This is a genomic window from Glycomyces sp. NPDC050141 (assembly GCF_055586545.1).
Window position 1 is genome coordinate 1 of record NZ_JBVJHZ010000023.1, and the last position, 23,948, is coordinate 23,948.

The 23,948-nt window shown below is 70.8% G+C and carries 24 protein-coding genes; 8 read left to right on the forward strand and 16 right to left on the reverse strand.

Annotation, left to right across the window (positions count from 1 at the left end):
- The first annotated feature begins 278 nt into the window (after positions 1-278).
- Positions 279-1,154: an NHL repeat-containing protein gene (locus ACZ60M_RS14925; RefSeq protein WP_465418348.1), complete on the forward strand. Its 876-nt coding sequence runs from the start codon at positions 279-281 to the stop codon at positions 1,152-1,154.
- 10 nt (positions 1,155-1,164) lie between these two features.
- Here the strand turns inward: ACZ60M_RS14925 and ACZ60M_RS14930 are convergent, their stop codons facing one another.
- On the reverse strand, positions 1,165-1,722 hold the full coding sequence (locus tag ACZ60M_RS14930) for a CGNR zinc finger domain-containing protein (protein ID WP_465418350.1): 558 nt from the start codon (positions 1,720-1,722) through the stop codon (positions 1,165-1,167).
- A gap of 85 nt (positions 1,723-1,807) precedes the next feature.
- On the opposite strand from ACZ60M_RS14930, the gene ACZ60M_RS14935 reads away from it, so the two are divergent.
- On the forward strand, positions 1,808-2,674 hold the full coding sequence (locus ACZ60M_RS14935; RefSeq protein WP_465418352.1) for an alpha/beta fold hydrolase: 867 nt from the start codon (positions 1,808-1,810) through the stop codon (positions 2,672-2,674).
- 31 nt (positions 2,675-2,705) lie between these two features.
- Here the strand turns inward: ACZ60M_RS14935 and ACZ60M_RS14940 are convergent, their stop codons facing one another.
- Together ACZ60M_RS14940 and ACZ60M_RS14945 are read right to left on the reverse strand one after the other, a co-directional pair.
- On the reverse strand, positions 2,706-3,152 hold the full coding sequence (locus tag ACZ60M_RS14940; protein ID WP_465418354.1) for a PaaI family thioesterase: 447 nt from the start codon (positions 3,150-3,152) through the stop codon (positions 2,706-2,708).
- Positions 3,153-3,226: 74 nt separating this feature from the next.
- Entirely contained in the window at positions 3,227-3,781 is a 555-nt protein-coding gene (locus ACZ60M_RS14945) for a TetR/AcrR family transcriptional regulator (RefSeq protein WP_465418355.1), read from the reverse strand.
- A gap of 61 nt (positions 3,782-3,842) precedes the next feature.
- Here ACZ60M_RS14945 and ACZ60M_RS14950 point away from each other — a divergent pair, with 61 nt between their 5' ends.
- Positions 3,843-4,811, forward strand: a complete 969-nt coding sequence (locus tag ACZ60M_RS14950) for an alpha/beta hydrolase (protein ID WP_465418357.1) — start codon at positions 3,843-3,845, stop codon at positions 4,809-4,811.
- 63 nt (positions 4,812-4,874) lie between these two features.
- Here ACZ60M_RS14950 and ACZ60M_RS14955 read toward each other — a convergent pair whose 3' ends face one another.
- Together ACZ60M_RS14955 and ACZ60M_RS14960 are read right to left on the reverse strand one after the other, a co-directional pair.
- Complete coding sequence (locus ACZ60M_RS14955; RefSeq protein ID WP_465418359.1) at positions 4,875-6,164, reverse strand: extracellular catalytic domain type 1 short-chain-length polyhydroxyalkanoate depolymerase; 1,290 nt, start codon at positions 6,162-6,164, stop codon at positions 4,875-4,877.
- Between the two features lie 265 nt (positions 6,165-6,429).
- Complete coding sequence (locus ACZ60M_RS14960; RefSeq protein ID WP_465418361.1) at positions 6,430-7,062, reverse strand: LysE family translocator; 633 nt, start codon at positions 7,060-7,062, stop codon at positions 6,430-6,432.
- A 257-nt stretch (positions 7,063-7,319) separates the two neighbouring features.
- Between ACZ60M_RS14960 and ACZ60M_RS14965 the strand changes: the two genes are divergently transcribed.
- Entirely contained in the window at positions 7,320-9,053 is a 1,734-nt protein-coding gene (locus ACZ60M_RS14965) for a hypothetical protein (RefSeq protein WP_465418363.1), read from the forward strand.
- A 41-nt stretch (positions 9,054-9,094) separates the two neighbouring features.
- Here the strand turns inward: ACZ60M_RS14965 and ACZ60M_RS14970 are convergent, their stop codons facing one another.
- From ACZ60M_RS14970 to ACZ60M_RS14985, 4 genes are all read right to left on the reverse strand, one after another.
- Complete coding sequence (locus ACZ60M_RS14970) at positions 9,095-9,637, reverse strand: histidine phosphatase family protein (RefSeq protein ID WP_465418364.1); 543 nt, start codon at positions 9,635-9,637, stop codon at positions 9,095-9,097.
- Between the two features lie 70 nt (positions 9,638-9,707).
- Entirely contained in the window at positions 9,708-10,526 is an 819-nt protein-coding gene (locus tag ACZ60M_RS14975; protein WP_465418366.1) for an SAM-dependent methyltransferase, read from the reverse strand.
- Positions 10,527-10,808: 282 nt separating this feature from the next.
- On the reverse strand, positions 10,809-12,521 hold the full coding sequence (locus tag ACZ60M_RS14980) for a cellulase family glycosylhydrolase (RefSeq protein WP_465418368.1): 1,713 nt from the start codon (positions 12,519-12,521) through the stop codon (positions 10,809-10,811).
- Between the two features lie 219 nt (positions 12,522-12,740).
- Positions 12,741-13,052: an ArsR/SmtB family transcription factor gene (locus tag ACZ60M_RS14985; protein WP_465418370.1), complete on the reverse strand. Its 312-nt coding sequence runs from the start codon at positions 13,050-13,052 to the stop codon at positions 12,741-12,743.
- Positions 13,053-13,169: 117 nt separating this feature from the next.
- Between ACZ60M_RS14985 and ACZ60M_RS14990 the strand changes: the two genes are divergently transcribed.
- Positions 13,170-14,321 (forward strand): MFS transporter, encoded by a 1,152-nt coding sequence (locus tag ACZ60M_RS14990; RefSeq protein WP_465418372.1) that lies wholly within the window; start codon positions 13,170-13,172, stop codon positions 14,319-14,321.
- A gap of 57 nt (positions 14,322-14,378) precedes the next feature.
- Positions 14,379-14,861, forward strand: a complete 483-nt coding sequence (locus tag ACZ60M_RS14995) for a MarR family winged helix-turn-helix transcriptional regulator (protein ID WP_465418374.1) — start codon at positions 14,379-14,381, stop codon at positions 14,859-14,861.
- 98 nt (positions 14,862-14,959) lie between these two features.
- On the opposite strand, the gene ACZ60M_RS15000 is transcribed toward ACZ60M_RS14995, so the two are convergent.
- Positions 14,960-16,063, reverse strand: coding sequence for an NAD(P)/FAD-dependent oxidoreductase (locus tag ACZ60M_RS15000; protein ID WP_465418376.1), 1,104 nt, complete (start codon positions 16,061-16,063; stop codon positions 14,960-14,962).
- Between the two features lie 86 nt (positions 16,064-16,149).
- Here ACZ60M_RS15000 and ACZ60M_RS15005 point away from each other — a divergent pair, with 86 nt between their 5' ends.
- A complete protein-coding gene (locus ACZ60M_RS15005; RefSeq protein ID WP_465418378.1) occupies positions 16,150-16,323 on the forward strand; it encodes a hypothetical protein in 174 nt (57 codons plus the stop codon).
- A 6-nt stretch (positions 16,324-16,329) separates the two neighbouring features.
- Here the strand turns inward: ACZ60M_RS15005 and ACZ60M_RS15010 are convergent, their stop codons facing one another.
- Positions 16,330-17,049: an SDR family NAD(P)-dependent oxidoreductase gene (locus tag ACZ60M_RS15010; RefSeq protein WP_465418380.1), complete on the reverse strand. Its 720-nt coding sequence runs from the start codon at positions 17,047-17,049 to the stop codon at positions 16,330-16,332.
- 149 nt (positions 17,050-17,198) lie between these two features.
- Between ACZ60M_RS15010 and ACZ60M_RS15015 the strand changes: the two genes are divergently transcribed.
- Positions 17,199-17,828, forward strand: coding sequence for a TetR/AcrR family transcriptional regulator (locus ACZ60M_RS15015; RefSeq protein ID WP_465418381.1), 630 nt, complete (start codon positions 17,199-17,201; stop codon positions 17,826-17,828).
- Between the two features lie 7 nt (positions 17,829-17,835).
- Here the strand turns inward: ACZ60M_RS15015 and ACZ60M_RS15020 are convergent, their stop codons facing one another.
- The 5 genes from ACZ60M_RS15020 to ACZ60M_RS15040 form a co-directional block, all read right to left on the reverse strand.
- Positions 17,836-18,294 carry a hypothetical protein gene (locus ACZ60M_RS15020; RefSeq protein WP_465418383.1) on the reverse strand — a complete coding sequence of 153 codons (459 nt, stop codon included), beginning with the start codon at positions 18,292-18,294 and terminating at the stop codon, positions 17,836-17,838.
- A gap of 158 nt (positions 18,295-18,452) precedes the next feature.
- A complete protein-coding gene (locus ACZ60M_RS15025; protein ID WP_465418385.1) occupies positions 18,453-19,007 on the reverse strand; it encodes a GNAT family N-acetyltransferase in 555 nt (184 codons plus the stop codon).
- Entirely contained in the window at positions 18,997-20,493 is a 1,497-nt protein-coding gene (locus tag ACZ60M_RS15030; RefSeq protein ID WP_465418387.1) for an APC family permease, read from the reverse strand. Before ACZ60M_RS15030 ends, ACZ60M_RS15025 begins: the two co-directional genes overlap by 11 nt.
- A 35-nt stretch (positions 20,494-20,528) precedes the next feature.
- Positions 20,529-21,212: a GPP34 family phosphoprotein gene (locus tag ACZ60M_RS15035; RefSeq protein WP_465418389.1), complete on the reverse strand. Its 684-nt coding sequence runs from the start codon at positions 21,210-21,212 to the stop codon at positions 20,529-20,531.
- A 219-nt stretch (positions 21,213-21,431) separates the two neighbouring features.
- A complete protein-coding gene (locus tag ACZ60M_RS15040) occupies positions 21,432-23,807 on the reverse strand; it encodes a xyloglucanase (RefSeq protein ID WP_465418390.1) in 2,376 nt (791 codons plus the stop codon).
- Positions 23,808-23,948 lie beyond the last annotated feature (141 nt).

Below are 23,948 nucleotides of genomic sequence, written 5' to 3' on the forward strand. Positions count from 1 at the left end.
CCCCCCCCCCCCCCCCCCCCCCCCCCCCCCCCCCCCCCCCCCCCCCCCCCCCCCCCCCCCCCCCCCCCCCCCCCCCCCCCCCCCCCCCCCCCGACGGCCTGCGCTGTCGTACCCCCGTGTCACCCTTGATGCCGGGGGACCGACGTGCGACCCGCCCGACCGCGCGGGAGGGACGATCCGGGCACGTTGCCGATATTGACCAACCAACCGGTTGGTGTTCTAATGGGGCAATGCGGCAGGAAGCCGATCGATCCGATCCATTACGGAGTGAGCAGACCATGCACGCGAACCCCATGCGGCCCACCGAGAACGCCAACGGCCGGGCGCGGCGCCTCCTCGTCGTCCCGGCGATGGCGGCGATCGTGGCCGCGACCGCATGCACCGCAACCGATTCGACCTCCACCGGCTCCGACTCCGGTTCCACCCAGGGCCCCGGCGAGGCGGTCTGGGGCGACCTCTCCTCGCCCGTGGGGATGGCCTACGACGCCGACGGGGCGCTCTACATCGCGAACTGGTCCGGCGGCACGATCGAGCGGTTCGCCGCCGACGGCGACCGCAGCACCTTTGCGAGCGGCCTCGACGGCCCCTCCGGCCTCGCGATCGACGCCGAAGGCGTCGTCTACGCGGCGTCGTACAGCGGCGACGTGGTGTGGCGGTTCAGCGAGGACGGCGAGCCCGAGGTGTTCGTCGAAGGCCTCGCGACCCCGGCCGGGCTGTCCTTCAACGCCGCCGGGGAGCTGCTCATCGCCAACCGGCAGACCGACGAGATCCTCGCGGCCGACGCCGACGGCGAGACCCGCGTGGTCGCGACCGGGCTCCAGACCCCCGTGGGGGCAGTGGAACTCGACAACGGCGACCTCATGGTCAGCAACATCAACGGCGGCGTCTCGCTCGTCTCGGGCGGCACCGAGGCCGAGCACGTCAACACCGAGCTCGCGAGCCCCGGCCCCGGCATCGCCCCCGCGGGCGGCGGCGCGGTGTACGTCGTGGACTACGGCGGGTCGACTGTGGACATGATCGAGCCGGACGGCACCCGCACCACGGTCGCGGACGGCTTCGACAGCCCCACCGGCATCACGGTCGCGCCGGACGGGCGACTCGCCGTGTGCGACTGGGGCACGCAGTCCCTCTACCTGATCGACGCCATCCACTAAGGAATAGCGGTCAGCGGCCCGCCTTGCGTCGCTCGTAGTGGCGTGCGACGCGGACGCGGTTGCCGCACCGCTCGGGGGAGCACCACTGGCGGCGCGGATGGGCGGGCACGAACAGCATCACGCAGTCCTGCGCGCCGCATCGGCGCAGTTTCGCCGCGGCCGGATCGGTGAGCAGGTCGATCGCGGCCTGGGCGAGTGTGGCGGCGAGCCGCTGCGCCGCGTTGCCCTGTCGCCGCACCGAGGCGGTCACGGCCGTCCCGTCCCAGGTGAGGCGGGTGCGCCCGGGCGCGGCGTTCACTGCCGCCGCGAGGCCCTGCAGGCCCGCTTCAGGCGGGCGCCGGTCTTCAAGGAGCGCGGCGAAGACGGCGGCCGCGTGTCCGCGCACCGCTAGTACCTCGTTGAGCGCCAGTCGGTCCGCGGTCGCGCCGGACTCCGGCAGGCGGTCCGCTTCGAGCGCCAGCCACGCGCGCAGCGCCTCGGGGCCGTCGAGGAAGTCGCCCTCGGCGGTCACGGTGTTCACCAGATCGATGGCCAAGGGCTCGCCGACCAGCGGGGTCATCGCATTCATGAGCCTAATGCTACATCGTTTTATTCATGCGTTAGCATCTTGGGGAGAAGCTAATGCATTATCAAGCCGAGAAAGCGTGTGAACGATGAACCGACTCCCTCTGGTCCGCCACGGCCGCATCGACATCGACGGCGTCGACGTCCACTACCGCGAATCCGTGCCCGACCGCGACGACGCGCCCGTCCTGCTCCTCCTGCACGGCTTCCCCACCGCCTCGCACCAGTTCCGGCGCCTCATCGACGCCCTCGGCGCCGACCACCGGCTCATCGCCCCCGACTACCCCGGCTTCGGCCAGACCACCGCCCCCGCGGACTTCACCTACACCTTCGACCGCCTCGCGGACATTGTGGAGGGCTTTGTCGACCGCCTTGGCCTGCGACGCTTCACGATGTACCTCTTCGACTTCGGTGCGCCCGTCGGCCTGCGCCTGGCCGAACGCCGACCCGAGCTGGTCGCCGGACTCGTCGTCCAGAACGGGAACGCCTACGCCGACGGCCTCTCCGAGGCCGCACGGACCTTCATCGCCCTCTCGCCGGAGCAGACCGGCGCCGAAAGCCAGATCCGCGACCTGCTCACGCTGGAAGGCACCCGGTTCCAGTACGAGACGGGCGCGCCCGACGGAGCGCTCATTTCCCCCGAGGGCTGGACGCTCGACCAGCACTACCTCGACCTGCCCGGCCGCAAGGAGGCGCAGGTCGCGCTGGCCTTCGACTACAAGTCGAATGTGGAGCGGTACGACGGCTGGCAGGCGTGGCTGCGCAAGCACACGCCGCCGACCCTCATCGTCTGGGGCACCGGCGACCCGTTCTTCACCGAGGCGGGCGCCCGCGCCTACCTGCGCGACCTGCCGGAGGCCGAGCTCCACCTCCTCGACGCCGGGCACTTCACGCTGGAGACGCACCTGGACGCCGTCGCCCCGCTCATCGACGGGTTCCTGGAGCGGCAGCGGTGAGCACCGCTGCGGTGCTTGGGCTTCAGGGGCTTTAGGGCTGCGGCGCGTCCCGGATCAGGCAGGTGAGGCGGCCGGTGCAGACCCGGCGGCCCTCCTCGTCGCTCACGACGATCTCGTACGTCGCCGTGGAGCGTCCACGGTGGATCGGGATCGCGGCCCCCTCCACGGTGCCGGACCGGACCGCCCGGTGGTGGGTCACGTTCAGGTCCACGCCGACCGCGATCTTCTCGGGCCCGCCGTGGAGCATCGCGCCGATCGAGCCCAGGGTCTCGGCGAGGACCGCCGAGGCCCCGCCGTGGAGCAGCCCGTACGGCTGCCGGTTCCCCTCCACTGCCATCCGCGCCACCACCCGCTCCGGGGCGGCCTCGAGCACCTCGATCCCCATGCGGTCGCCGAGCTCACCGGCGGAGAACAGCTGGTCCAGGTCCATGCCCGCACCGGCGAACCGGTCGCGGACCTCGGCGGGAAACTCGGTCATCTCGGGCGGCTCCGTTCAAGTCCTGCACGTCGGTGTGCACTCGGTGGGCCCAGTCTAGGTCGGCGCCGCGAAGCTCAGCGGAAGACGCCGAGGACCATCGCGATGAGGGCTTCGACGTCGTCCTCGGCCATCGGCTCGCCCGAGATCCCCATCCGGTGCAGCAGGGTGCCGACGATGACGTCGATGACGAAGCGGACGCGCGCCTCTGATTCGCCGAGCGCCTCCTGCAGTACCGCGAGATGCGGGGCCTGCAGCTGCGTGGACAGGATCTCGCGCAGCTCCGGGTCGCTGACGGCGTCGGTGAACACGCCCGCGAACGCCGCGCCGACCCCCGGCTCGCTGATCTTCGCTGCGGCCCAGCGGATCGCGGTGGTCAGGAGCTCGTCCCGGTCCTCGCTCGCGACCGGCGCCGGGCCGAACGCGTCCACCAGGCATGCGGTGATCAGCGCGCCCTTCGACGGCCAGCGCCGGTAGAGCGTGGTCTTCGCGACGCCCGCCGCGACCGCGATCCGGTCCATCGTCGCGCCCGCGTACCCGAACTCGTGCACTGAGCCGAGGGTCGCGGCGAACACGCCCGCGTTCAGGTCCGAACGGGGGCGCCCGGCCGCCGGGGAAGTGGATGCCTGCACGGGATCAGGCTATCCTGTCAATTACGCTACCGGAAGTAGCGTTATTGATCCGGGAGGACACATGAACAGCAAGGCCCCGCTCGGCGCCCGCCTCATGCTCAAAGAAACGTCCGACTGGGACACCCTCACCGCCGACGACGTGACCGCCGGACGCGCGAAACTCGCCCGCCTGCTCCGCAACCCGGTCATGCGCCTCGTCGCCGGGGTCCCCGACCGCCGCGCCCGCATCGAAGAGCAGACCATCGAACTGCCCGGCCGCCGCCTCACCCTGCGCGTCCACCGCCCCAGCGGCCGCCACGGCAGGCTCCCGCTCGTCCTCTCCTTCCACGGCGGCGGCTTCATCACCGGCACCGCCGCCCAGAACGACTGGCTCAACAGCGGCCTCGCCGCCGGACTCCCCGCCGTCGTCGTCGCGGTCGAATACCGCCTCGCCCCCGAGCACCCGCTGCCCGCACCCGTCGAGGACGGCTGCGACGTGCTCGACCGGCTCGCCGAGGACCCCTTCGGCTGGGGCATCGACCCCGACCGGATCGCCGTCCTCGGCGAGAGCGCCGGAGGGACGATCGCCGCGCAGCTCGCACTGCGCTCCCGCGGCACGGGCCCGGCGCTGCGCGCCCAGGTCCTCGTCTACGCGGCCCTGGACTGGACCGCGACCATGACCGACTACCCCTCGGTCGCAGGCAATATCGGGCAGCCCGGCCTCTCCGCCGCCGAACTGCGCTTCGCGCGCCGCTTCGCCCTGCCCTCCGGCTTCGACCCGGAACGCGTGTCCCCCTTGACGACCGCGGACCTCGCGGGCCTGCCGCCCGCGCTGGCCGTCGCGGGCGAGCTCGATCCGGCCTACGACCACGGCCGCGTGTACGTCGAACGCCTCCGCGCTGCCGGGAACGACGCCCGCTTCACCGGGTACCCGAACGCGGTCCACAAGTTCATCAGCGTCCCCGGCATCGTCCCGGCCGCGCGGATCGCGCGCCGCGAGATCCTCGGCTTCCTCGGCAGCCGCCTGCGCGCGGGTGCGGCGGTGCAGTAGCGACGACCGGGGCCGCGGACGCCTGCGCGTCCACGGCCCCGGTGCGGCTCTGGGGGAGCCGGGCTACGCCGGCGTGCAGGTCACGGCCGGAGCGACCGCGGTTCCCGTGCCGATGAAGCCCCACGCGGAGGTCTTGGTCTGGCCCGCCGCGACGGCGCCGTTCCAGCCCACGTCCTTCGCGGTGACCGACGAGCCCGACGAGGTCACGCCCGCGTTCCACGAGCTGGAGATCGTCTGCCCGCTCGGCCAGGTCCAGTTCAGGGTCCAGCCGGTGATCGCGGCGCTGCCCGCCGTCACGTCCACATTGGCCTGCCAACCGGAGTTCCAGGTGCTGACCACCTTGATGACCGCCGAGCAGCCGCCCGTCGGGCCCGCCGTGGGGCTCGTGGTCGGCGTCGTCGGGACGGTGGTCGGGGACGTGGTCGGGTCGACCGGCACGTTGAGCCCGAAGAACTCGAGGGCCTTGGCCGCCATGCCGTTCGCCATCAGGTTGTGGCCGACGCCCTGGAGGCTGATCGCCTCGACCGGCGCCTGCGTCCCGGTGCCGCCGTAGCGGGTCCGGTTCCAGTTGGTCTGCGGCGTGTCGGAGAGCTCAGGCGTCTGGTCGGTGCCGTTGACGTTCGTCCACTGGTCGATCTGCTCCTGGAAGTTCTGGTAGAACAGGACGTCGTCGTTGGTGCCGTGCCAGATCTGCATGCGCGGCCACGGGCCGCTGTAGCCGGGGTTGGTCGCGCGGACCTCGTCGCCCCACGCCTGCGGCGTGCGGTTGATCTGGCCCTGGGAGCACTGCGAGTTCCACTCGGAGCCGTTGTCGGTCCTGAAGCAGGTGTAGGGGACGCCGGAGAAGGCCGCGCCCGCTTCGAAGACCTCGGGGTAGACCCCGAGCATGACGTTGGTCATCATCGCGCCGGAGGAGATGCCGGTGGAGAAGATCCGGTCGGTGTCCACATTGTGCTGGGCGATCGTCCAGTCCATCATGGACTTGATGCCGACCGAGTCGGAACCGGTGCCGCTCAAGGAGGCCGCCGAGGCGACGTCCCAGCACTTGCTGGAGCGCGTGACCGACGGGTACACCACGATGAAGCCGTACTGGTCGGCGAGGCGGGCCCACTCGGTGCCGCTGTAGAACGCGTTCGCGTCGCCGCCGCACCAGTGGATGCCGAGGACCAGGGCGGGCTCGGGGGCCACGTTGTCGGGCACGTACAGGTACATCTGCAGGCTGCTCGGGTTGTTCCCGAAGCTCGTGATCTGGGTGAGCGACGCGGCGCTGGCGGGCTTGGGGATCATGACCGCGACGAGCGCGACCGCGGCGACGAACACCGCGGCGGCCGCGGCGATCAGGCCTCTGCGCATGCGGGGGAGGGTGGTGGCTGACATGGGGTCCTCTCTTGGCGCTGCCGGGTGCGCCTTGACGGCCCGGGGGATCGGGCCGTGTGTGCCGGAAGAAGATCGATGGGGATCATCGCGGTGAGGGTCCACACACTATATATCTATGAGTTTCGATATGCAAGCGCTCCCAAGGAGGCTGGGGTCGGTGTCCGGCCCCCGGGGTCGGGTGTGTCGGAGCGCGGCGCCCCCGGTACCGATGATCGCGCGGGGGTACGACAGTCCGTCCCGGTCAGGCGCGCTCGCCCGCTGCCGCCGCGATGCCGAGGCCGATGAGGGCGGTGCCGCCGGTGCGGTTGAGGATCAGCTTCGAGCGGGGGCGGCGGAGCACGTCGCGCGCGGCCGAGGCGACGAGGCCCCAGACCGTGTCGCATGCGGCCGCGAGCACCGCGAACGTCGCGCCGAGCAGCAGCATCTGCAGCGTGGCCGAACCGGCTTCGGCGTTGATGAACTGGGGGAGGATCGCCAGGAAGAACAGGATCGTCTTCGGGTTCAGCATGCCGACGACGAAGCCCTCCGCCATGGTCGCGAGCGCCCGCTTCGGAGTCCCCGCCTCGTCGGGCGCCGCCATCACGCCCTTGCGGTCCCGGAGTGCCTTGACGCCCAGGAACACCAGGTAGGCCGCGCCCGCGTACTTCACGATCGCGAACGCCAGCGCCGACTCCTGGATGAGCGCGCCGAGGCCGACCGCCGCGAGGGTCGCGGCGGCGAAGGTGCCGATCGCGTTGCCCCAGGCGGTGAGGACGGCCTGCGTGCGGCCGTACGCGAGGGCCCGGCTGATGGTGAACATGACCGAGGGACCGGGGATGAGGATCAGGATGAGCGCGGCGACGACGAAGCCCAGGTACTGCGCGGTGCTTGGCATGCTCCGATCAAAGCACCCGCCCGCGACGACGGCAACCCCATTCCAGAGGAGCCCGGTCGGGCGGCGCGGCGCGGCGCGCGCCGCGCGCGCGGTGGGCGTAGGGCGTGCCCCTTCCCACCCGCATCCGCCTTCGCCCAACCGAAAAAGGCGATAGTCCCACGAGGGTGCGACAGCGATGTGTGCCCGCTTGATTTCCGTTGGGTGACGTGGCGCATAATTTTCATGACCTCCCACCCTTTATCCATACAGGAGTGTTCATGGACCACCCGCCCCGCGCCGGCGGACCGCCCCCGTCGTCCCGTTCCGCGCCCGCCCGCATCGCGCCCCAGTTCCTGCCCGCCCCGAACCGCACCCCGCCCCCTCGGAACGAGGTCGAAGCGCCGAAGGCTGCCGCTGCTGAGCGCCCGCACACTACCGGTGCTATCGAGGTCGATCCTTCGTATTCGACGCTGCTCCAGACGCAGAGCGACGCCGCCCGCGTCACGCTCGCGATCCTGCTCCTTGCCGCGCCTGTGATCGCCGCCTTCAGCGCCTACCTCCTGCCGACCATCCGCACGATCCAGCTCAGCCGTATCGAAGGCCTCAGCGTTTTCGGGTCTGCCGAGACCATCGGCTCTGCGAATTATCAGGAGGTTTTCGACGAGGGGCTGTTCGCCGACGGGATTGCCTCTCTTGTTGGGCCGGTTGGCATCATGGTTATCGTCGCGGCGGTGATCGCTCCCCTTGCGGCTTGGCTCATCCACCGCGCCGGGCGGCGCCTGCGGACCACCGCCACCGTGGTTTGGAGCCTCGCCGCTCTTACTTTCGCGCCCGCCGCCCTCACCGTCGCCTGGCTCATCGCCCGCCTCGTCTCCGGCAGCGACCGCGAAGCGAGCCTCTACGACTGGCCCGGCCTCATCTCCGGCGTCGTCCTCGGCCTCTGCGTCCTCACTGGACTCGCCGCGATGCGCGGCACCGCAACGGGAAAGCCGACCGCGCTCCTCGTCACCGCCAGCCTCGCCGCATTCGCCACCGCCGCCGCCGGACTCCAGACCTTCGCCTACAGCACCATCAGCGGCCTCCCGCAAGACACCGGCACCCCCGTCGCCCAGATCTTCGACGGCCTCTACTCAGGGATCTCCCCGGGCCTGTCCACCGCGAAGTCCGTGCTGCTCATGGCGATCCTCGCCGCACTCGGCATCGGCGCCGCGACCGTGTTCGCCACCGCGCGCACCAGGATCGACGTCGGCCCGGTCGACCCGGCACCGGCCCGGCCGCTGGCGGTCGTCCTCGGTATCGCCGCGCTCGTGCTCCTGCTCGCCGCCGCCGGGTCCTACCTGCTGCCCTGGCTCGCCCGCGCAGGCGAGGACACCAGCGAAGGCGCCGACCTGTGGCTCGCGGTCCGCCGCACGTGGGGCCCGCCGCTCATCACCACCGCGATCGCACTGCCGTGCGCGGCCGCAGGCGGCTACGCCCTCGGTGCCCTGCGGCCCTTGGGGAACGCCTCGCGCTGGCTCCTGCTGCCGTTCGCGCCCTGGCTGTTCATCGGCTCCGGGCCGCTCGGCGCCGCGAACCTCGAAGTGGTCGCGGGCGAAGGCGAGTACATGGTCATCGGCTCGTTCCCGCCTCGCGCCTGGGTCGCGGTCCCGCTCCTGTTCGTCTTCACGGCCCTGTTCTGGGGCCTGGAGGACCGCCGCCGCGCCGCGATCCTGCAAGGGGCCGAGCCCCGCGCGGCCCGCCTCGCGTTCCTGAACGCCGCCTGGCCCATGGTCGCGCTCATGGGGCTCGCGCTGCTCCTGGTCAACGCCCAGGACCTGTTCTGGCAGCAGCTGACCTTCCAGGACATGCTGTCGTCCGGCCCGATGATCACGGCCCTGGAGAACCTGGAGCTCGAGCGTTCCGGTGTGGCCCTGGGCTTCCCGGTCCCGATCCTGCTCGCGTACGCGCTGGCCGCGGCGGCCGCGGCGGTCTGGTACCTGCCCCGCGTCGCCATCAAGACGGGGAAAGCGTGAACGAGGGGCCGGCGGCGACGCCGGCCCCTCGCTCCAAGTCCTTAACCGCGGACGAACTCGATGTCGTGGAAGCGCCGCGCGGCCGTGTCGTAGTGCAGCCGTGCGCCTTCCATGTACCCGAACAGCGCGCCCCACTCGTCGTGGTCGGCCTCGGGGAACAGCGTCACGAGCCCGCATTCGATGTGCCCGCCGTGGCCGATCACCAGGGCCGCGTCGCCGGGGCCGAGCGGGGACATCAGGTCCGACCACTGCCGGGCGAGTGCGTGCGAGTAGTCCGAGGCGGTGGAGCCGCGGCGGTTGACGAGCCGCGCGAGCCGGGTGAACGGCGCGCCGATGTCGTACGTGGCGGCCTGCGACTCCTGCAGGAAGCCGTTGACGTTGGGGAGGGTCGGCAGTTCCAGCGTCACCGCGAACCCCATCGCGATCGCCGTCTCCCTGGCCCGGGGCGCGACGCTCGTGGCCACGACCTCGAAGGGCCCCATGAGCGTTCCCGACCATCGCGCCAGTTCGACGCCTTCCTGGGAGAGGTGGACGGCCTCGTCCCCTTCGCGCTTGCTGTGCCGGCGGATTTCGAGCATGGGCATTGGCGGTCTCTTCTCTTCTCGAACACGCTGCGCGGTACCAATCTACGGCGCGGCCGCCGGGCGCCCCGCGTCAGGGCTTGACCGCGATACCGGCCATCTGCGTGCGCTCGTACGGCTCGAAGTCCTCGAATTCGGGGACCTTCCGGTCGGGCTCCTCCGGGTACCAGCGGGAGACGTACTCGGGGACCATCGGCATGCCCTGGAAGTGCTTCTCGAGGCGCTCGACCGGCCTGATCCAGCCGTTGCCGAGCGTCTCCAGGCACCCCTGCGAGAGCCCGCGCTGGGCCGGGTCGCCGGTGTCGGGCCAGGCGGTGAGGAACAGGTGCGAGCCGGACGCCAAGGGCTCCATGAGGGTGGCGATGATCTCGTCGGGCCGCTCGTTCTCGTGGATCTGCATGATCATGCCGACGATGACGACGGCGATGGGCCGCTCGAAGTCCAGGTGCGCGCGCACCTCCTCGTTCGCGAGGATGCCGCCCGGGTCGCGCAGGTCGGCGGTGACCACAGTGGTGGTGCGGTTGTCGGCGAGGAGCGCGCGGCCGTGGGAGAGCACCATCGGGTCGTTGTCGACGTAGACGACGCGCGTGTCGGGGTTGATCTCCTGGGCGACCTGGTGGGTGTTCTGCTCGGTCGGGAGGCCGCAGCCGATGTCGAGGATCTGGTCGATGCCGGCGCCGCGCACCAGGTACTGGATGCCGCGGATGAGGGCCTTGCGGTTGAGCCAGGTCGCTTCGCGCACTTGGGGGATGAGGCGCTCGAAGACCTCGACGGCCTCGCGGTCGGCTTTGAAGTTGTTCTTGCCGCCGAGGGCGGCGTCGTAGACGCGCGCGGTCGAGGGGACCTCGGGGTCGATCCCCGGCGGCGGCCATTGCGGTGCTGCGTCGTTCAAGACGTTCCAATCGGCGCTGAATGGGCGGGTGACAGGGGAGCGGGGGCGTCGCGTCGGGCCGTCGCGTCGCACTAGGCGCTGGAGCGCGCTAGCGGTCCCTCACCGGTGCGGGACGTCGGTCCAGACTAGCCCATCGGGGGGTTGAACACGAGCTGCCGCACACCGGTAGTGGCGGCCGGTTCCACCCCCGCGGGCTGGGGAAACGCTCCCAGATCGGGCCGAAAACGGGGCGCCCGACGGCCGGGCGCCCCGTTCGAACGGTTGTTTATATAGGGCGAGTTCCTATGCGGCGCTGCCTGTTACGGAGGTGCCGGAACGCTCCAGGGTGTACTGGACGGTGGCCCCGCTCCAGAAGTGGAAGGTGAGGTTCACGGTCGAATTGTCGTTCACCTCGGCGAAGAACTCGTCGGTGAGCGCGATGGTCCCGGCCCCGTAGTCGGGGGCGAACGCGACGGCGAACTCCTTGTAGGCGGTCCAGTCCTGCGGGCCCGCCGGGGTCCCGTCCGGGTAGGCCGCCTCCATGGTCGCGAGCTGGTCCCCATTGAACTGGACCGGGACGGCGAGCCCGGTCGTGGTGCCGCTCGCGTCCCGCGCGACCGGGGCCTGCGAGGCGATCACGTGGAGCTCCCACGGCACGCCGCCGGAGAACCGGGCTTCGAGCACCGCCCGCTCGCCGAGCCCGCCGCCTTCGACGAGGCCGCCGAGCAAGGCGGCGCTGAGGGTCAGCTCCATGCCGTCCAGCGTGTAGTCACTGCCTTCGGCGAGCTCGCTGTCGCCGTGCCACAGGCCTTCGAAGGCGAGGCCGTTGTCGTAGAGCGGCACGGTGTGCGCCTCGGGCGCCGCACCCGCAGGCACGTACACGAGATCGGAAGCGGCCGTGGCGGAACGGGTCGTCCACGCGGACTCGACGTGCGCGAACAGGTCGGGGTCCTTCCAGCTGAACGCCTCGCGGTCGAAGTGCTGGCCGTTGTCCCACCACATGGTGGTCACGCCGGTCCGCTTCGCGTAGTACCCGAGGTACTCGAAGAACTTCAGCTTCTCGCCCTGCTCGACGACGCCGACGTGCTTGTCGAAGCCGAGGAGGCCCCATTCGCCGAGGATGACCGGCACGCCCTGGTCGATGAACGTGGCCTTGACGCGGTCGAACGCGGCCTCGATGTCGGCCCGCACCTCGTCGTTGAACGTCGTGTAGCCCGCGATGTTGACGCTGAAGGGCCAGAACCCGTAGTAGTGCACGGTGGCGGCGACCATCGGGTCGTTCAGGTCCGCGATGCTCGCGGCGGTCGCGTCGAGGCGCGCCTGCTCGCTGCTGGTGTGCAGGGTCGGGATGACGAGCAGCCGGTCGGCGTTCTGGCCGCCGGAGCCGCGCACGATCTGGTGGAAGGCGTCGTTCAGCTCGTCGAGCAGCGCGTCGCCCTCCTCCTCGGTGACGTCCGCGAACTGGGGTTCGTTGAGGTTCTCGAACACCAGGTGCGGCGGGGCGTCGGCGAACGCGGCCGCGATCTGCGTCCAGGCGGCGTTGTAGCGCGCGAGGACCTGGTCGTGCTGGGTCGGCATCTGGTTGACCCACTGCCACGAGTCGTGGTGGATGTTGATGAGCACGTAGAAGCCGTCTTCGAGCGCGAGGTCGACGACCTCCTGCACGCGCGCCAGGTACTCGGCGTCGATCGCGTAGTCGCCGCTCTCGGCCTGGTGCGCCGACCACGTGACGGGGATGCGGATCGAGTTGAAGCCCTGGGCCCGAACGGCATCGAGCAGTTCAGGGGTGATGCGCGGGTTGCCCCAGGCGGTCTCGTCCTCGCCGACGGCGTCGAGCGAGTTGCCGAGGTTCCAGCCCGGCTGCATGGCCGCGACGGTCTCGGCGGCGGTGAGCGCTGCCGCTGCTGATTGTGGGGCTTCAGGTTCGGCGAAGGCGGTCCTGACGGTGAGCGCGGCGGCGACTGCCGCCGCCACCGCAACCAGGGCCGCTATGAGCCTGATCGGTTGGCGTCGCAAGGGTGATCACTCTCTCTGCGCGCCGCGGGGAGGGCATGCCGGGTCGGCCTCCGTGCGGCGCTTCGGTATTGATCTGCCGGGAATATCCTGTATTGCGGGGTCGAAACGCTCCGGCAATGATTCCAGGACCATTGCCGCATGTCAACCTTTTGATCGCCTGTAGCAACAAAGAAACTCCCTGTCACAACCGTTGCGGCAAGGAGTTTCGGGCGCTCGGGCTCAGGCGTCCAGGGCGTTCAGGACCGAGTCGAGCAGGCCGGGGAAGCGCTCGTCGAGCGCCTCGCGGTTGAGGCGGAGGTACCGGTCGCGGCCGTCCACTCTGGTCCTCGTCACGCCGGATTCGCGCAGGACGCGGAAGTGGTGGGACAACGTGGACTTATGCACCTCGATGTCCTCGGCGAGCATGGTGCAGTTGTCCTCGAAGCCCCCGGCGACCCGCCGGACGAGCTCCAGGCGCACGCCGTCGCTGAGCGCGTGCATGACTTCGCTCAGCTGAATGTCCGCCGTCGCGGGGTGAGGCAGCTCACGCATGGTCGTCACCTGGCCTTTCGTCTTGCGGCCTAGAGTAGCGCGCGTCAGATGGTTGCACAACTATCGAACAATGCTTTAGTTTGATGATCACCCAACCATCAAATTGAAGGAAACCCCATGGACCGCAGGCTCATCCCGCTGGTCGCCGCCGCGTTCGCGGTCGGCACCGACGCCTTCGTCATCACCGGGCTCCTGCCCGCCATCGGCGCCGACCTCGACGTCGGCACCGCCGCCGCAGGCCAGCTCATCACCGTCTACGCCCTCACTTACGCCCTCGCCGCCCCCGTCCTCGGCGCCCTCACCGCAGCCCTCGACCGCCGCACCGTCCTGCTCGCGGCCCTGGCGGTGTTCGTCGCCGGGAACGCCGCCATGGCCCTCGCGGGCGACTACGGGTTCGCGATCGCCGCACGGATCGTCACCGGGCTCGGCGCGGCCCTGATCACCCCGCAGGCCAGTGCGATCGCCGCCTCGATCGCGCCGCCCGAGCAGCGCGGGCGCTTCCTCGCCGTCGTCATGGGCGGCCTGACCGCGGCCACCGCGCTCGGGGTCCCGCTCGGGTCCCTGCTCGGCGCCCTCGACTGGCACCTGACGCTGTGGGCGGTGGCGGTGCTCGGCGTCCTCGCCGCGGCCGGGATCGCGGCGCTCCTGCCGCCGCTGCAGGCGCCCGCGGCCGGCCTGGCGGCGCGCCTGGCCCCGTTGCGCGACAAGGCGGTCCTGGGGATCGTGACCACCACCGGCCTCGTCCTGGCCTCCGGGTACGCGCTCTACACCTATTTCGGTGCGGCCGCCGAGCCCGTGACGGGCGGTTCGCAGGCGCTGCTGACATTGATACTGCTGGCGCAGGGCATCGGCGCGGTCATCGGCAACCACCTCGCGGGGCGCCTGACGGACCGGTTCGGCCCCGAGCGGCTCATGCTCGCCGTCCAGGCGGTCATGGTCGTGCTGCTCGCCCTGGCGCCCTTGGCGTTCACGAACCTCGTGGCGGGCACGGCGACGGCGTTCGTGTTCGGCATCGTGGGCTGGATGGCGATCGTGCCGCAGCAGCACCGGCTGATCTCGCGCCACCCCGACGCCGCGATCGTCCTGATCGGACTGAACTCGTCGGCGCTGTACGCGGGCATCGCGCTGGGCGGCCTCATCGGCGGCGTCAGCCTCAACTGGCTCCCGGCGACCGGGCTCGGCCCGGTCGGCGCGGTCGTCGGCGTGGCCGGTCTGGTGCTGACGCTCGCGATGGTGCGCGCGCAGCGCCCGGCCCCCGTCTCGGTGTGAGGCAGCGGGTGGCCGACGACACCGGCACCGGCCGTGGCCTGCAGGTAAGCTTGGTCTATGGAGGAGTACGCGGGCGAGGAACTGGGCATGGGGTCCGCGCTGGTGCGGACCGCTTTCCTGGTCGACGCCGTGTACGCGGACTCGGTGCGCGAGTTCGACCTCACACTGCAGCAGGCGCACCTGCTGTGCATCCTCATCCCCAGGCCCTACGGGATGTTCGAGCTCGCGAAGAGCCTGAACCTGGCGAAGTCGAGCATCTCCGGGCTCGTGGACCGCTCCGAGAAGCGCGGCCTGGTGCGCCGCGAGGCCGACCCGGGGGACGGGCGCGCGTTCCGCGTCGTCCTGACCGACAAGGGCGCCCAGCTCGCCGAGCAGTTCCACGACGAGACGACCAAGCGCGTGGCCGAGCTGCCGCTGGGCCTCAGCGCTGAGGAGCGGGACGTCCTGGTCGGCCTGCTCACCCGGGTCGTCGCCGACAACCATGTGCCCGTGGTCTTCAGCGAATCGGGCTGCCCGGAGTCAAAGAACTGTACTGAGTAGTCAAGGCGCGCAGCGCTTTCCGCTGATACGACGAAGCCCCCACTGCGGTTGCAGTGGGGGCCTTCCCGTCCTTGTGACGATCAGCGGAACGGGGAGCCTTACTGTGCCGGGGCGGGCCGGTACATCGAGTCGAACATGCCGGTCATGAGGTCGCGGCCCTTCCACTGGACGACGGACTCGAGGGGCAGCTGCACCGGGCCGTTCTCGGTGAGCATCTGGCCGACGCCGAGCTCGGGGCCGAGCGGCACGATCACCTGGAACGGCGTGGACTGGTACTCGCGCTCCGGCGTCTCGCCGCTGATCTGCGCGATGATGTTGGCGGCCACGACCTCAGCGTGCTGCCCGGCCGCGGCGGCGCGCTTCTCCTCGGCGACGTCCGTGATGTCGCCGATGGCGTAGACGTGCCCATGTCCCTCCACATTGAGCTTCGTGGTGACGGGGAGCTGCCCGCGCCGGTTGAGCTGGGCGATGCCGCCCTCCAGGTACCCGGAGTTGGTGCTGGCCCCGAAGGCGCGGAACCAGATGTCGGCCTCGATCGGCTCGCCGTTCGCGGTGACCGCGACTGCTCCGGCCCTGCCGGATTCGATGCCGGGCTCGTCGTCGAGGGTGACGCCGAGGCGCACGTCGATGCCGAGCTTCTCGAGCTGCGCGTGGAGTTCGGCGCGCAGTTCCGGCTCGTAGCCGGGCATCAGCTCGTCCGCCGGGTCCACAATGGTGATCTTCTTCTCGGGCCAGACGGCCTTGATCTCGCCCGCCAGTTCGAGGCCCACGGGCCCGGCCCCGGCGATGAGCACCCGCCCGGCCCCGGCCAGTTCGGCATGGGTCTCCTTGAAGTGGGCGAGGGCCTCGTCGGTGGAGTCGGTGCGGGTCTTGGCCGGGTACGGGTAGCCCGAGCCGGTGGCGAGCACGATGTAGTCGGCCTCGACGCGCTCGCCGGAGGCGAGGGTCACGCCGCGTTCGTCCACACCGGATGCGTACTCGCGGACGTGTCTGCCTCGCTTGAGGAAGGCGTCGTACGGGTAGAACATGCGGGCGGCCCACTCCTCGGGCTGCGTCAGCGCCCGGAGTGATGCGGCGGCGTGGACGAAGGCGTCTTTGGGCTCGATGAGGACCACGTCGGCGTGCTCGTCCAGCGCCTTGACGAGGGCGGCTCCGCCGTACCCGCCGCCGACGACCGCCACGGTCTTCCCCTGCTGCGTCATGTCGTTTCCCTCCGGGAATCTAGTTCGTACTACGAACCATAATAGTTCGCATCGCGAACTACAAGGGCCATGTCGGGCCAACCTCCGTGACGCCCGACACCGTCGGCCGCACGCCCGTCAAGGCGGTCGTCCTCGGCGAGTCCAAAGGCGACACCGCGCAGGCGGTGAAGCTCCCCGACTCGACCCTCGCCCGCAGCGGCGAGCGCGAAGCCGCGGCGGGCGCGCTCGCGACCGCCGCGGATCTGGTGAAGCAGCTCTAGCTCGTGTCAGTGCGCCGGGAGCTCGGGGTGGAGCTGCTCGACGCGGTCGCGCTTGGTGTGCATGTCCCAGTAGAGGTCGGCGAGGTCGGCGGCCTCGACGACCGGGAACTCCACCCCGGAATCGGCGATGGTCTCGGCCGCGGCCTCGCCGACTTCGCTACCCGCGATCATCGCGCCGATGGCGAGCGTCCCGGCGTAGACGCCGGACTCGGCGAGTTCGGCGTTGAGCGTGAACAGCCAGTTGCGGGCGGCCGACATGAGCGGGCCGATGCCGCTCATGTGCGGCATCGGGACGACCGCGGAGAGGCCGTGCGTGAGCAGGAACGACCCTTCGCCGCGCTCGGTCCACTCAGGCAGGACCGCCTGGGCGACCTCGACGGGCGTGAACAGCAGCAGCGGCGCCATCGCTTCGAGGGCGGCCGCGTCGAGCGCGCGGGCGGGGATGAAGTTCTGCTCGGTGCCGACGGGGCCGTACTCGACGACGTCGATGCGGCCGAAGCGCTCGCGGATGGCCGCGACCAGGGCGGGCACCTCGGCGGGCTTGGAAAGGTCGGCAGGGAACGCGGCGGCTTCGATGCCCTCGGCCTCGAGTTCGGCGACGAGTGCGTCCAGGCGGTCCTTGCGGCGGGCGACCAGGGCGACGCGGAAGCCTTCGCTCCCGAACCGGCGGGCGACGGCGGCGCCGAGACCGGTCCCGGCCCCGAAGACGGCGATGACCTTCGACATGGGTGTGCTCCTTGCTTGCGAGAATAACTTGACCATAGGGTCAACTTCTTGGACCGACGGTAGCATGGAACTTGACCCCACTGTCAAGTTGATGTGGCCGGGAAGATGGGAGCATTGAGCCCGACCCCCACCGCCGGAAGGAGCACCTCATGCGGGCCGATGCCCAACGCAACGCCGACAAGCTGCGGCAGGCCGCGATCGAGCTGTTCCACGAGCGCGGCCTCGACGCGCCGATCAAAGAGATCGCCCGCCGCGCCGGAGTGAGCCACGGCACCCTCTACAACCTGTTCGGCACGCGCGAAGCGCTCATCAACGCGGTCCTGCCCGACCTCGCGGTCGACCGGCTCGAAGCCATCGCGAAGCGCGCCCTGAACGCCGAGGACGCCTGGGACGGCTTCGTCCTCTACGTCGAAGGGCTCTGCGAACTCCAGGCCACCGACCCGGCGATCTCCGACATCCTCAGCGGCCGCTACCCCGGGATCGCGCCGCTCATGACCGCCTGCAACCAGACGTTCGCCGTCACGCAGCAGATCACCGAACGGGCCCGCGACGCCGGGGCGCTGCGCGCCGACTTCGCCCCCGAGGACATCCTCTTCCTCCTCGGCACCAACGCCGCCCTCGCCCGCGCCGCCGCCGACGCCGCCCCCGACGCGTGGCGCCGCTGCCTCGCCTTCATGATCGACGGCCTCCGCGCCGAAGCGGCCCACCCGCTCCCCGCCGACCCGCTGACCCCCCAGCAGTTCTTCGAAGTCATGTCCAACTTCCCCGGCAAGCCCTAAGCGCCGCCTAGTAGTACTTGGTCCGCTTCTTGGGCTTCGGGTTGCGAGTGCTTCTGCGCTGCTTGACCTTCTCGGTGATGTCGTAGACCAGGTAGGCGGTGCCTGCCGCGAGCACCAGGGCGAAGACGAGTTGGGCGATGCCCCATCCGGTCTCGGTGACGACGGTGTCGGCGACTTCGGCGCAGATGCGGTCGACCGGTTCGCCGTCGGTGCCGGTGGTGGTGCACCAGTCCGCGGCCTGGACTTCCTCGCCCTGGTAGACGAGGGTCGTCTCCTCGCCGGGGAGCGCGGCCAGAGTCAGGAGCACGGCCAGGACGAGGGCTGTCACGGCGATGAAGCCGGAGAAGAGCGGCGAGAACGGCAGCGCGATGTGGTGGCGTTCGGAGGTGTCGGGCCTGACGGGGAAGGCCGTGTAGTTGTCCGGGTCGGGCATCTGCTCGAAGTCGAAGTGCGGGGAGTCGTCCATGAGGGGTGCCTTCGGTGCGGGGCGGCGGTCGGGGCTGGCCGCTTCCCTGATGCTAACCCGCAGGTCACTACGGTGGGGTTCCCGTCGTCAGTCGCTTTGCCGCAGAGTGGGCAAGCCGCCGCGAGTCATGGGACTCGCGGCGGCTTGCAAACAGGGCGCTAGCTGGCGGGACGCCACATCGGGTAGAGCGGGGGGCCGCCCTCGCCGATGCGGAACGGTTCGCCGTGCCTCCGGTAACCCAGGGAGGCATAGAGTGCCGCGGTCTGCGGCGACACCGCCTCCAGGTACGCGGGGGTGCCGCTAGCGTCGAGGCGTTCGTGGTGGGCGCGGAGCATGTCGCTGGCGATGCCGCGCCCGCGCGCGTCGGCGCGGACGCCGACGAGCGCCACGTAGTTGTGCGGCTCGGCCGGGTGGTGCTCGTCCATGATCCGGTCGAGCTCCGCGAAGCCGTCGTAGTGCTTGCCGCAGGCTTCGCGAAGGCGCGCATCGTAATCCGGGATCGGGGGCTCCTCGCGGGTGCGGTCGAACCAGACCACGGCGCCCTCGTCCCCGGCGGTGACCACGCCGCCGTGGGCGACGGCGTGCTCGACCAGGATCTCGAACTGGCCCTGAACGGCCGCAACGCGTTCGGCGGGGTCCTCGATGAGCCAGACCGCCGTCGGCACGTCGACGAACGCCTCGGCGAGCAGCCCCGCCACGTGACTAGCGCCCACCGGCCACCCCGACCGGCTCGGCCTCCGCCGTCACCAGCGCGGCCTTCGCGCCGTGGCCGATCCCGGCGTAGATCTCCGGGCGGCCCCATTTGAGGTACGCGCCCCAGCCCGCGCCGAGGACCGCCAAGGCCGCGAACAGGATCGGCACGAGCACCGGCAGCGTCGATCCCTTCTCGACACCCAGGAGCGTGTGGAAGTGCAGGACTGAGAGGTACAGCACCCACAGGAGCGCCGCGACCGACAGGATCGGCGCGATCCTGCTGGCCCACAGCGACTCCCCGCGCCGGTCGCGCCAGAAGTACACGACCACCGCGACCGCGCACGTCGCGATCAGGGCGAGCAGCCCGATCCCGGCCGCCGTCCCGAGGTAGTAGAACAGGTGCACCAGCGGGTCGAGGCCCAGCGCCGCCCACGCGACGATCACGACGCCGCCGACAATGGTCTGTGTGAGCGACGCGGCGACCGGCGCGCACGTGCGCGGCGAGGTGCGGCCGAGCCAGCCCGCCGCGACCCGCTCGCGTCCGAGCGCGAACAGGTACCGCGCTGTGGTGTTGTGGAAGCTCAGCGCCGCAGCGGTAACCGAGGTCAGGAGCATGACCTCACCGATGATGGACCACGGGCTGCCGAGCTGGTCCCCGGCGAGCGCGAACATCAGCCCGGCCGGGTCCGCCGCGGCGGCCGCGACGACCTCGTCCTCGCCCACAGCGGTGATGATCGACCACGACGAGAAGATGTAGATGAACGCCAGGATGCCCACCGTGGCCACGGTCGCCTGCGACACCGTGCGCCGCCGGTCCTTCGCCTCTTCACCGTACACAGTGGGCGATTCGAAGCCGATGAACCCGACGACTGCGAGCGCCAAGACCGCACCGGCCGCTTCGCCGCCGAGCGCCGACGGCGAGAGCGCCCCGAGCGGCACCCCGTCCGCCGCGTGCAGGAAGTTCGACGCGCTGAACAGGAGGATCACCGCGATCTCCACGGCCAGCAGCACCGCGAGGACCTTCGCGTTGATGTCCACCGCGCGCGTCCCCAGTAGACCGATGAGCAGCCACGCCGCCAGAGCGCAAGCCCACCAGGGGAACTCGATGCCCATGCGCGCCAGCACGCCCTGCGCGGTGAGGCCCAGCAGGCCGTACAGGCTGATCTGCAGCGCGCAGTAGGAGGTCGCCGCGACCCAAGCGGCCGCGACGCCCGGCACGCGGCCGATGCCGCGCGCGATGAACGCGTAGAACGCGCCCGCGTTCGTGATGTGCCGCGACATCGTCGTGTAGCCGACGCTGAACAGCCACAGGCAGGCCGCGATGATCACGTACCCCAGCGGGATGCCGATCTCGCCGGCGAGGGCGAACATGACCACGACGCCGCCCGCGATCACCGTCAGAGGCGTTGCGGCGGTGAGGGAGAAGTGCAGGAGGCTGAGGGTACCGAGCTTGTCGCGGGCCAGGACGGCTTGCACCGCGCTGGGAGGTGAGGACGGAGTGGACATGGGGCAGTGACTCCTTCTTCGTGATGGGGGAGGTGTCAGCGGCCGCTGATGGCGATGTCCGCCACCGTGGCCGCCAGATGCGCCAGGAGGGCGCGCAGCGCGGCGGGCAGGGCCTGCCGGCGATGTTCGGCGTACATGCGTGCGCCGGAGGGAAACTGGTGGTACAGCGGCTTGGAGAGGCCCACCGCCTCGGTGAGCCCCAGCAGGTACACGTCCTCGACGGACACGTCCCGCTCCGAAAGGGACAGATGGCGGCGCAGCCGCGAGAACGCCGCGTTCGCGATGAGCGCGTCGCTCGGCTCGTAGCCGACCTCCACGCGCTGGCGCCACCGCGAGCGGTACTCGTGGCGGACCATCAGGCCGAGCATCGCCATGTGCTCGGCGGTCTTCGTGTACACGTCTGCGGCGGCAAGGAACTCGAGCCAGTCGCGGACGCTGAGGCTGGTGCGCTCGGCCCGGACGTGCTCGACCAGCCACAGCGCAAGGGAGTCGTCCGGCGGCCGGTACCCCTCGCCGGAGCCCACGTAGTCGATGCACACCAGGTCGACCCCCTTGGCCGCCTGGAGGAGCAGGTGCCGCGAGAGCACGAGTTCGGCCAGGAGCGCCGCGCCGATGCCGAGCCCGGTCACGCGAGTGCTGGTGGCGGGCTTGTACACATCGTCGAGGGAGGTGATCAGGAGGGCGTCGTAGACCAGACGAGTGGAGGGCACGTCGGGCACCAGGGGTAGTCCTTCCTATACAGGGCGATATACGCGATTACCATACCGGTGCCGATCAGCCGTTCGTACCGGGTATTACCGACAGTCCACGACAAGGAACCGCATTCTCCGTGGAAGCGCTCTCGGGGCAACGAAAAGCGCCGACCGCGGGACCGAACGGTGGTCCCGCGGCCGGCGGCCGCTCCCCAGAGAGCGTCTGGAAGGGGGTGTCCTGCAGTGCTAGTCGGCGATGTCGCCGTAGATCAGGCCCCGGCCGTTGGTCGCGATGTAGACGCGGCCGTAGACCTCGGGGTCGCCCGTGATCGCCTTCCCGGTCCAAGCCCACTGGTGCGCATCGTCATTGATGCGCTGCCAGCTCAGGCCCTCGTCGAGGGAGCGCCAGATGCCGCGCTGCCCGCCCGCCTTCGCTGACGTGTAGACCGCGGGGTAGCCGCGCCTGCCGCGGCCCTTGCCGAAGCCGACCGCGTCGGCCTCTTCGAAGTCCCGGACGCGACGCCACGTGATGCCGCCGTCGAGGGAGCGCCACATGCCGTACACGCCGTCGGCCTTGCCGCCCGCGAGCCACAGGTGCTTCCGCTTGCCAGGGACCGCGCGCAGGTCGACGTCCCCTTCGGACGGCAGGCCCGTCGCGGCCGTGGCCGCGAACGTCAAGCCGCCGTTGGTGCTCGCGTAGAGCTGACCGGCCGCGATCGCGTACAAGCGGTTCGGGTCGACCCGGTCGGACCGGACCTTCGCCCCGGCGGGCAGGCCCTCGACGGGCGTCCACGTCTGACCGAGGTCGGTGGTGAACACCGGCGCGGTCGCGTTGTCGCCGGGCGTCCACACGATGACCGCGCCGTCGGCGCTCACGGCGACGGTGCCCGCGTTCGCGCCTCCCGCAACGCCTTCGAGCCGCTTCGTGGTCAGCCAGGTCGCGCCCCGGTCGACCGAGACGCCCACGTGGCCGTCGACGTCCCCGTGCACGTCGCCGGTGCCGACGACGATGTCCGGGTCGAGCGCGGCGAAGTCGACGCTGCGCCCCGACGACCAGTCAGGGCGGCGGATCTGCCTGCCCGCCTTGCCGAGGTCGTCCTGCACGAACCCGCCGAGGTCGCCCATCGCGGACACGAGGGTGCCGCCGAGCGCCGCGATGTCCTGCACCGCGGTCTCTTCGAGGCCCTCGGCGCGGACGGCGACACTGAACTGCTCCACCGGCAGTGCGACCTGGTGCCCGGCCGCGGCGTCCCAGCCGACGAGCGGGCCCTGCGCGTCCCATTCGGTCAGCCGCTCGGTGCCCCAGATGGTCGCGCCGGTGCCCCACATGATCCGGTCGGAGTCGTGCGGGTCGATCGCGAGCGCGTCGATCATCCAGCCGTGCTTCACGGCGTAGGCGACGCCGTCGTCCTTGGCGCCGAAGGAGAGCCATTCGCTGCCGGAGGCGTCCATAGTGAACCGGTCGGCGCGGGCGGGCGGCCATGACCAGTTCGCGTCGAACGCGTAGTCCCAGCTGGTCTCCCAGGTCGCGCCGGAATCCCTTGAACGGTAGATGATCTCGTCGGGGTACCAGTTGTTCTCGCTGGCGGCCATGAGGGTGCCGGGGCGCTGCCGGTCGACGGTGACGCCGCCGAAGCCGGGGGTCTGGCCGGTCGGGCTGTAGGCGGGCGTGACGTCCTGCCATGCGCCGGTGGCGAGGTCGAGACGCCAGATCGCGCCGCCGCTGCCGGAGGCGGGGGCGCCGTTGTAGGGGCCGGGGTCCCAGCTGGTGACGATGAAGAGGTGGCCGTTGGCGTGGTCGATCGCGGCCTGCTTGGGGATGGCCTTGTTGGCGCCGACGGTGCCGATCTGGGCGGCGCCGGGGACGGGCTGCCAGGTCTGGCCCCGGTCTTCGGAGACGTAGAGGGGGTCGGCGGGGTCGGCGACGCCGACGAAGACGCGGCCCGCCTGGTCGAACTCGATCCAGAGGACGCCCTGGTTGTCGTCGGAGTAGTCGCCGGAGGGGTCCTGCACGAAGTTCCCCGGGTTGGGGAACGCCTCCACTTCGGACCAGTTGCGGCCGTGGTCGACCGAGCGCCAGAGCCCGTTGCCGTTCGGGGCACCGAGATAGATCTGGGAGTTGTCGCCCGGGTCGACGGCGAGGCGTTCGCCCATACCGCGCCCAGGCATGTTGCCGCCCTGCTTGAAGGGGAGTTCGGCTGCGCCCCAGGTCTTCCCGTAGTCGTCGGAGTAGAGGACCGCGCCGGGGCTGGGGTCCCAGTCGTTGGTGTAGGTGCCGACGGCGGCGTAGACGCGGCCGGTCTCGACGGGGTCGGTGGCGACGGAGACGACGCCGGACCAGCCCCAGTTGTCCCAGCCGACCCAGTCCAGCAGCGGCGTCCAGGTCTGGGTGCCCTCCTGCCAGCGGTAGAGGCCGCCGATGTCGGTGCGGGCGTAGATGAGGTCGGCCTCGGTCTCGTTGAAGACGATGCCGGGGACGTAGCCGCCGCCGTTGACCACGGCGTTGCGCCAGGTGTAGGCGTCCTCGCAGCGGCCGGAGGTCGAGGCGGCGGCGGCGCCGGGCACGGCGGTGGCGGCCACCGCGGCGGCGCCGAGAGAAGCGGCGAAAGTGCGTCGTCGCACGGGTGCTCCTAGGGGCAAGAGGGAAGTCGGGGGTCCGGCCCTGAGGGCCGCCGAAGGGTTAGTTTGGAGACCCAACATAACAGGGGGCGGTGGCACTCGCAACCAGGCGGCGAAAAACTTTCCGGCCGCTCCTCGCGGTAT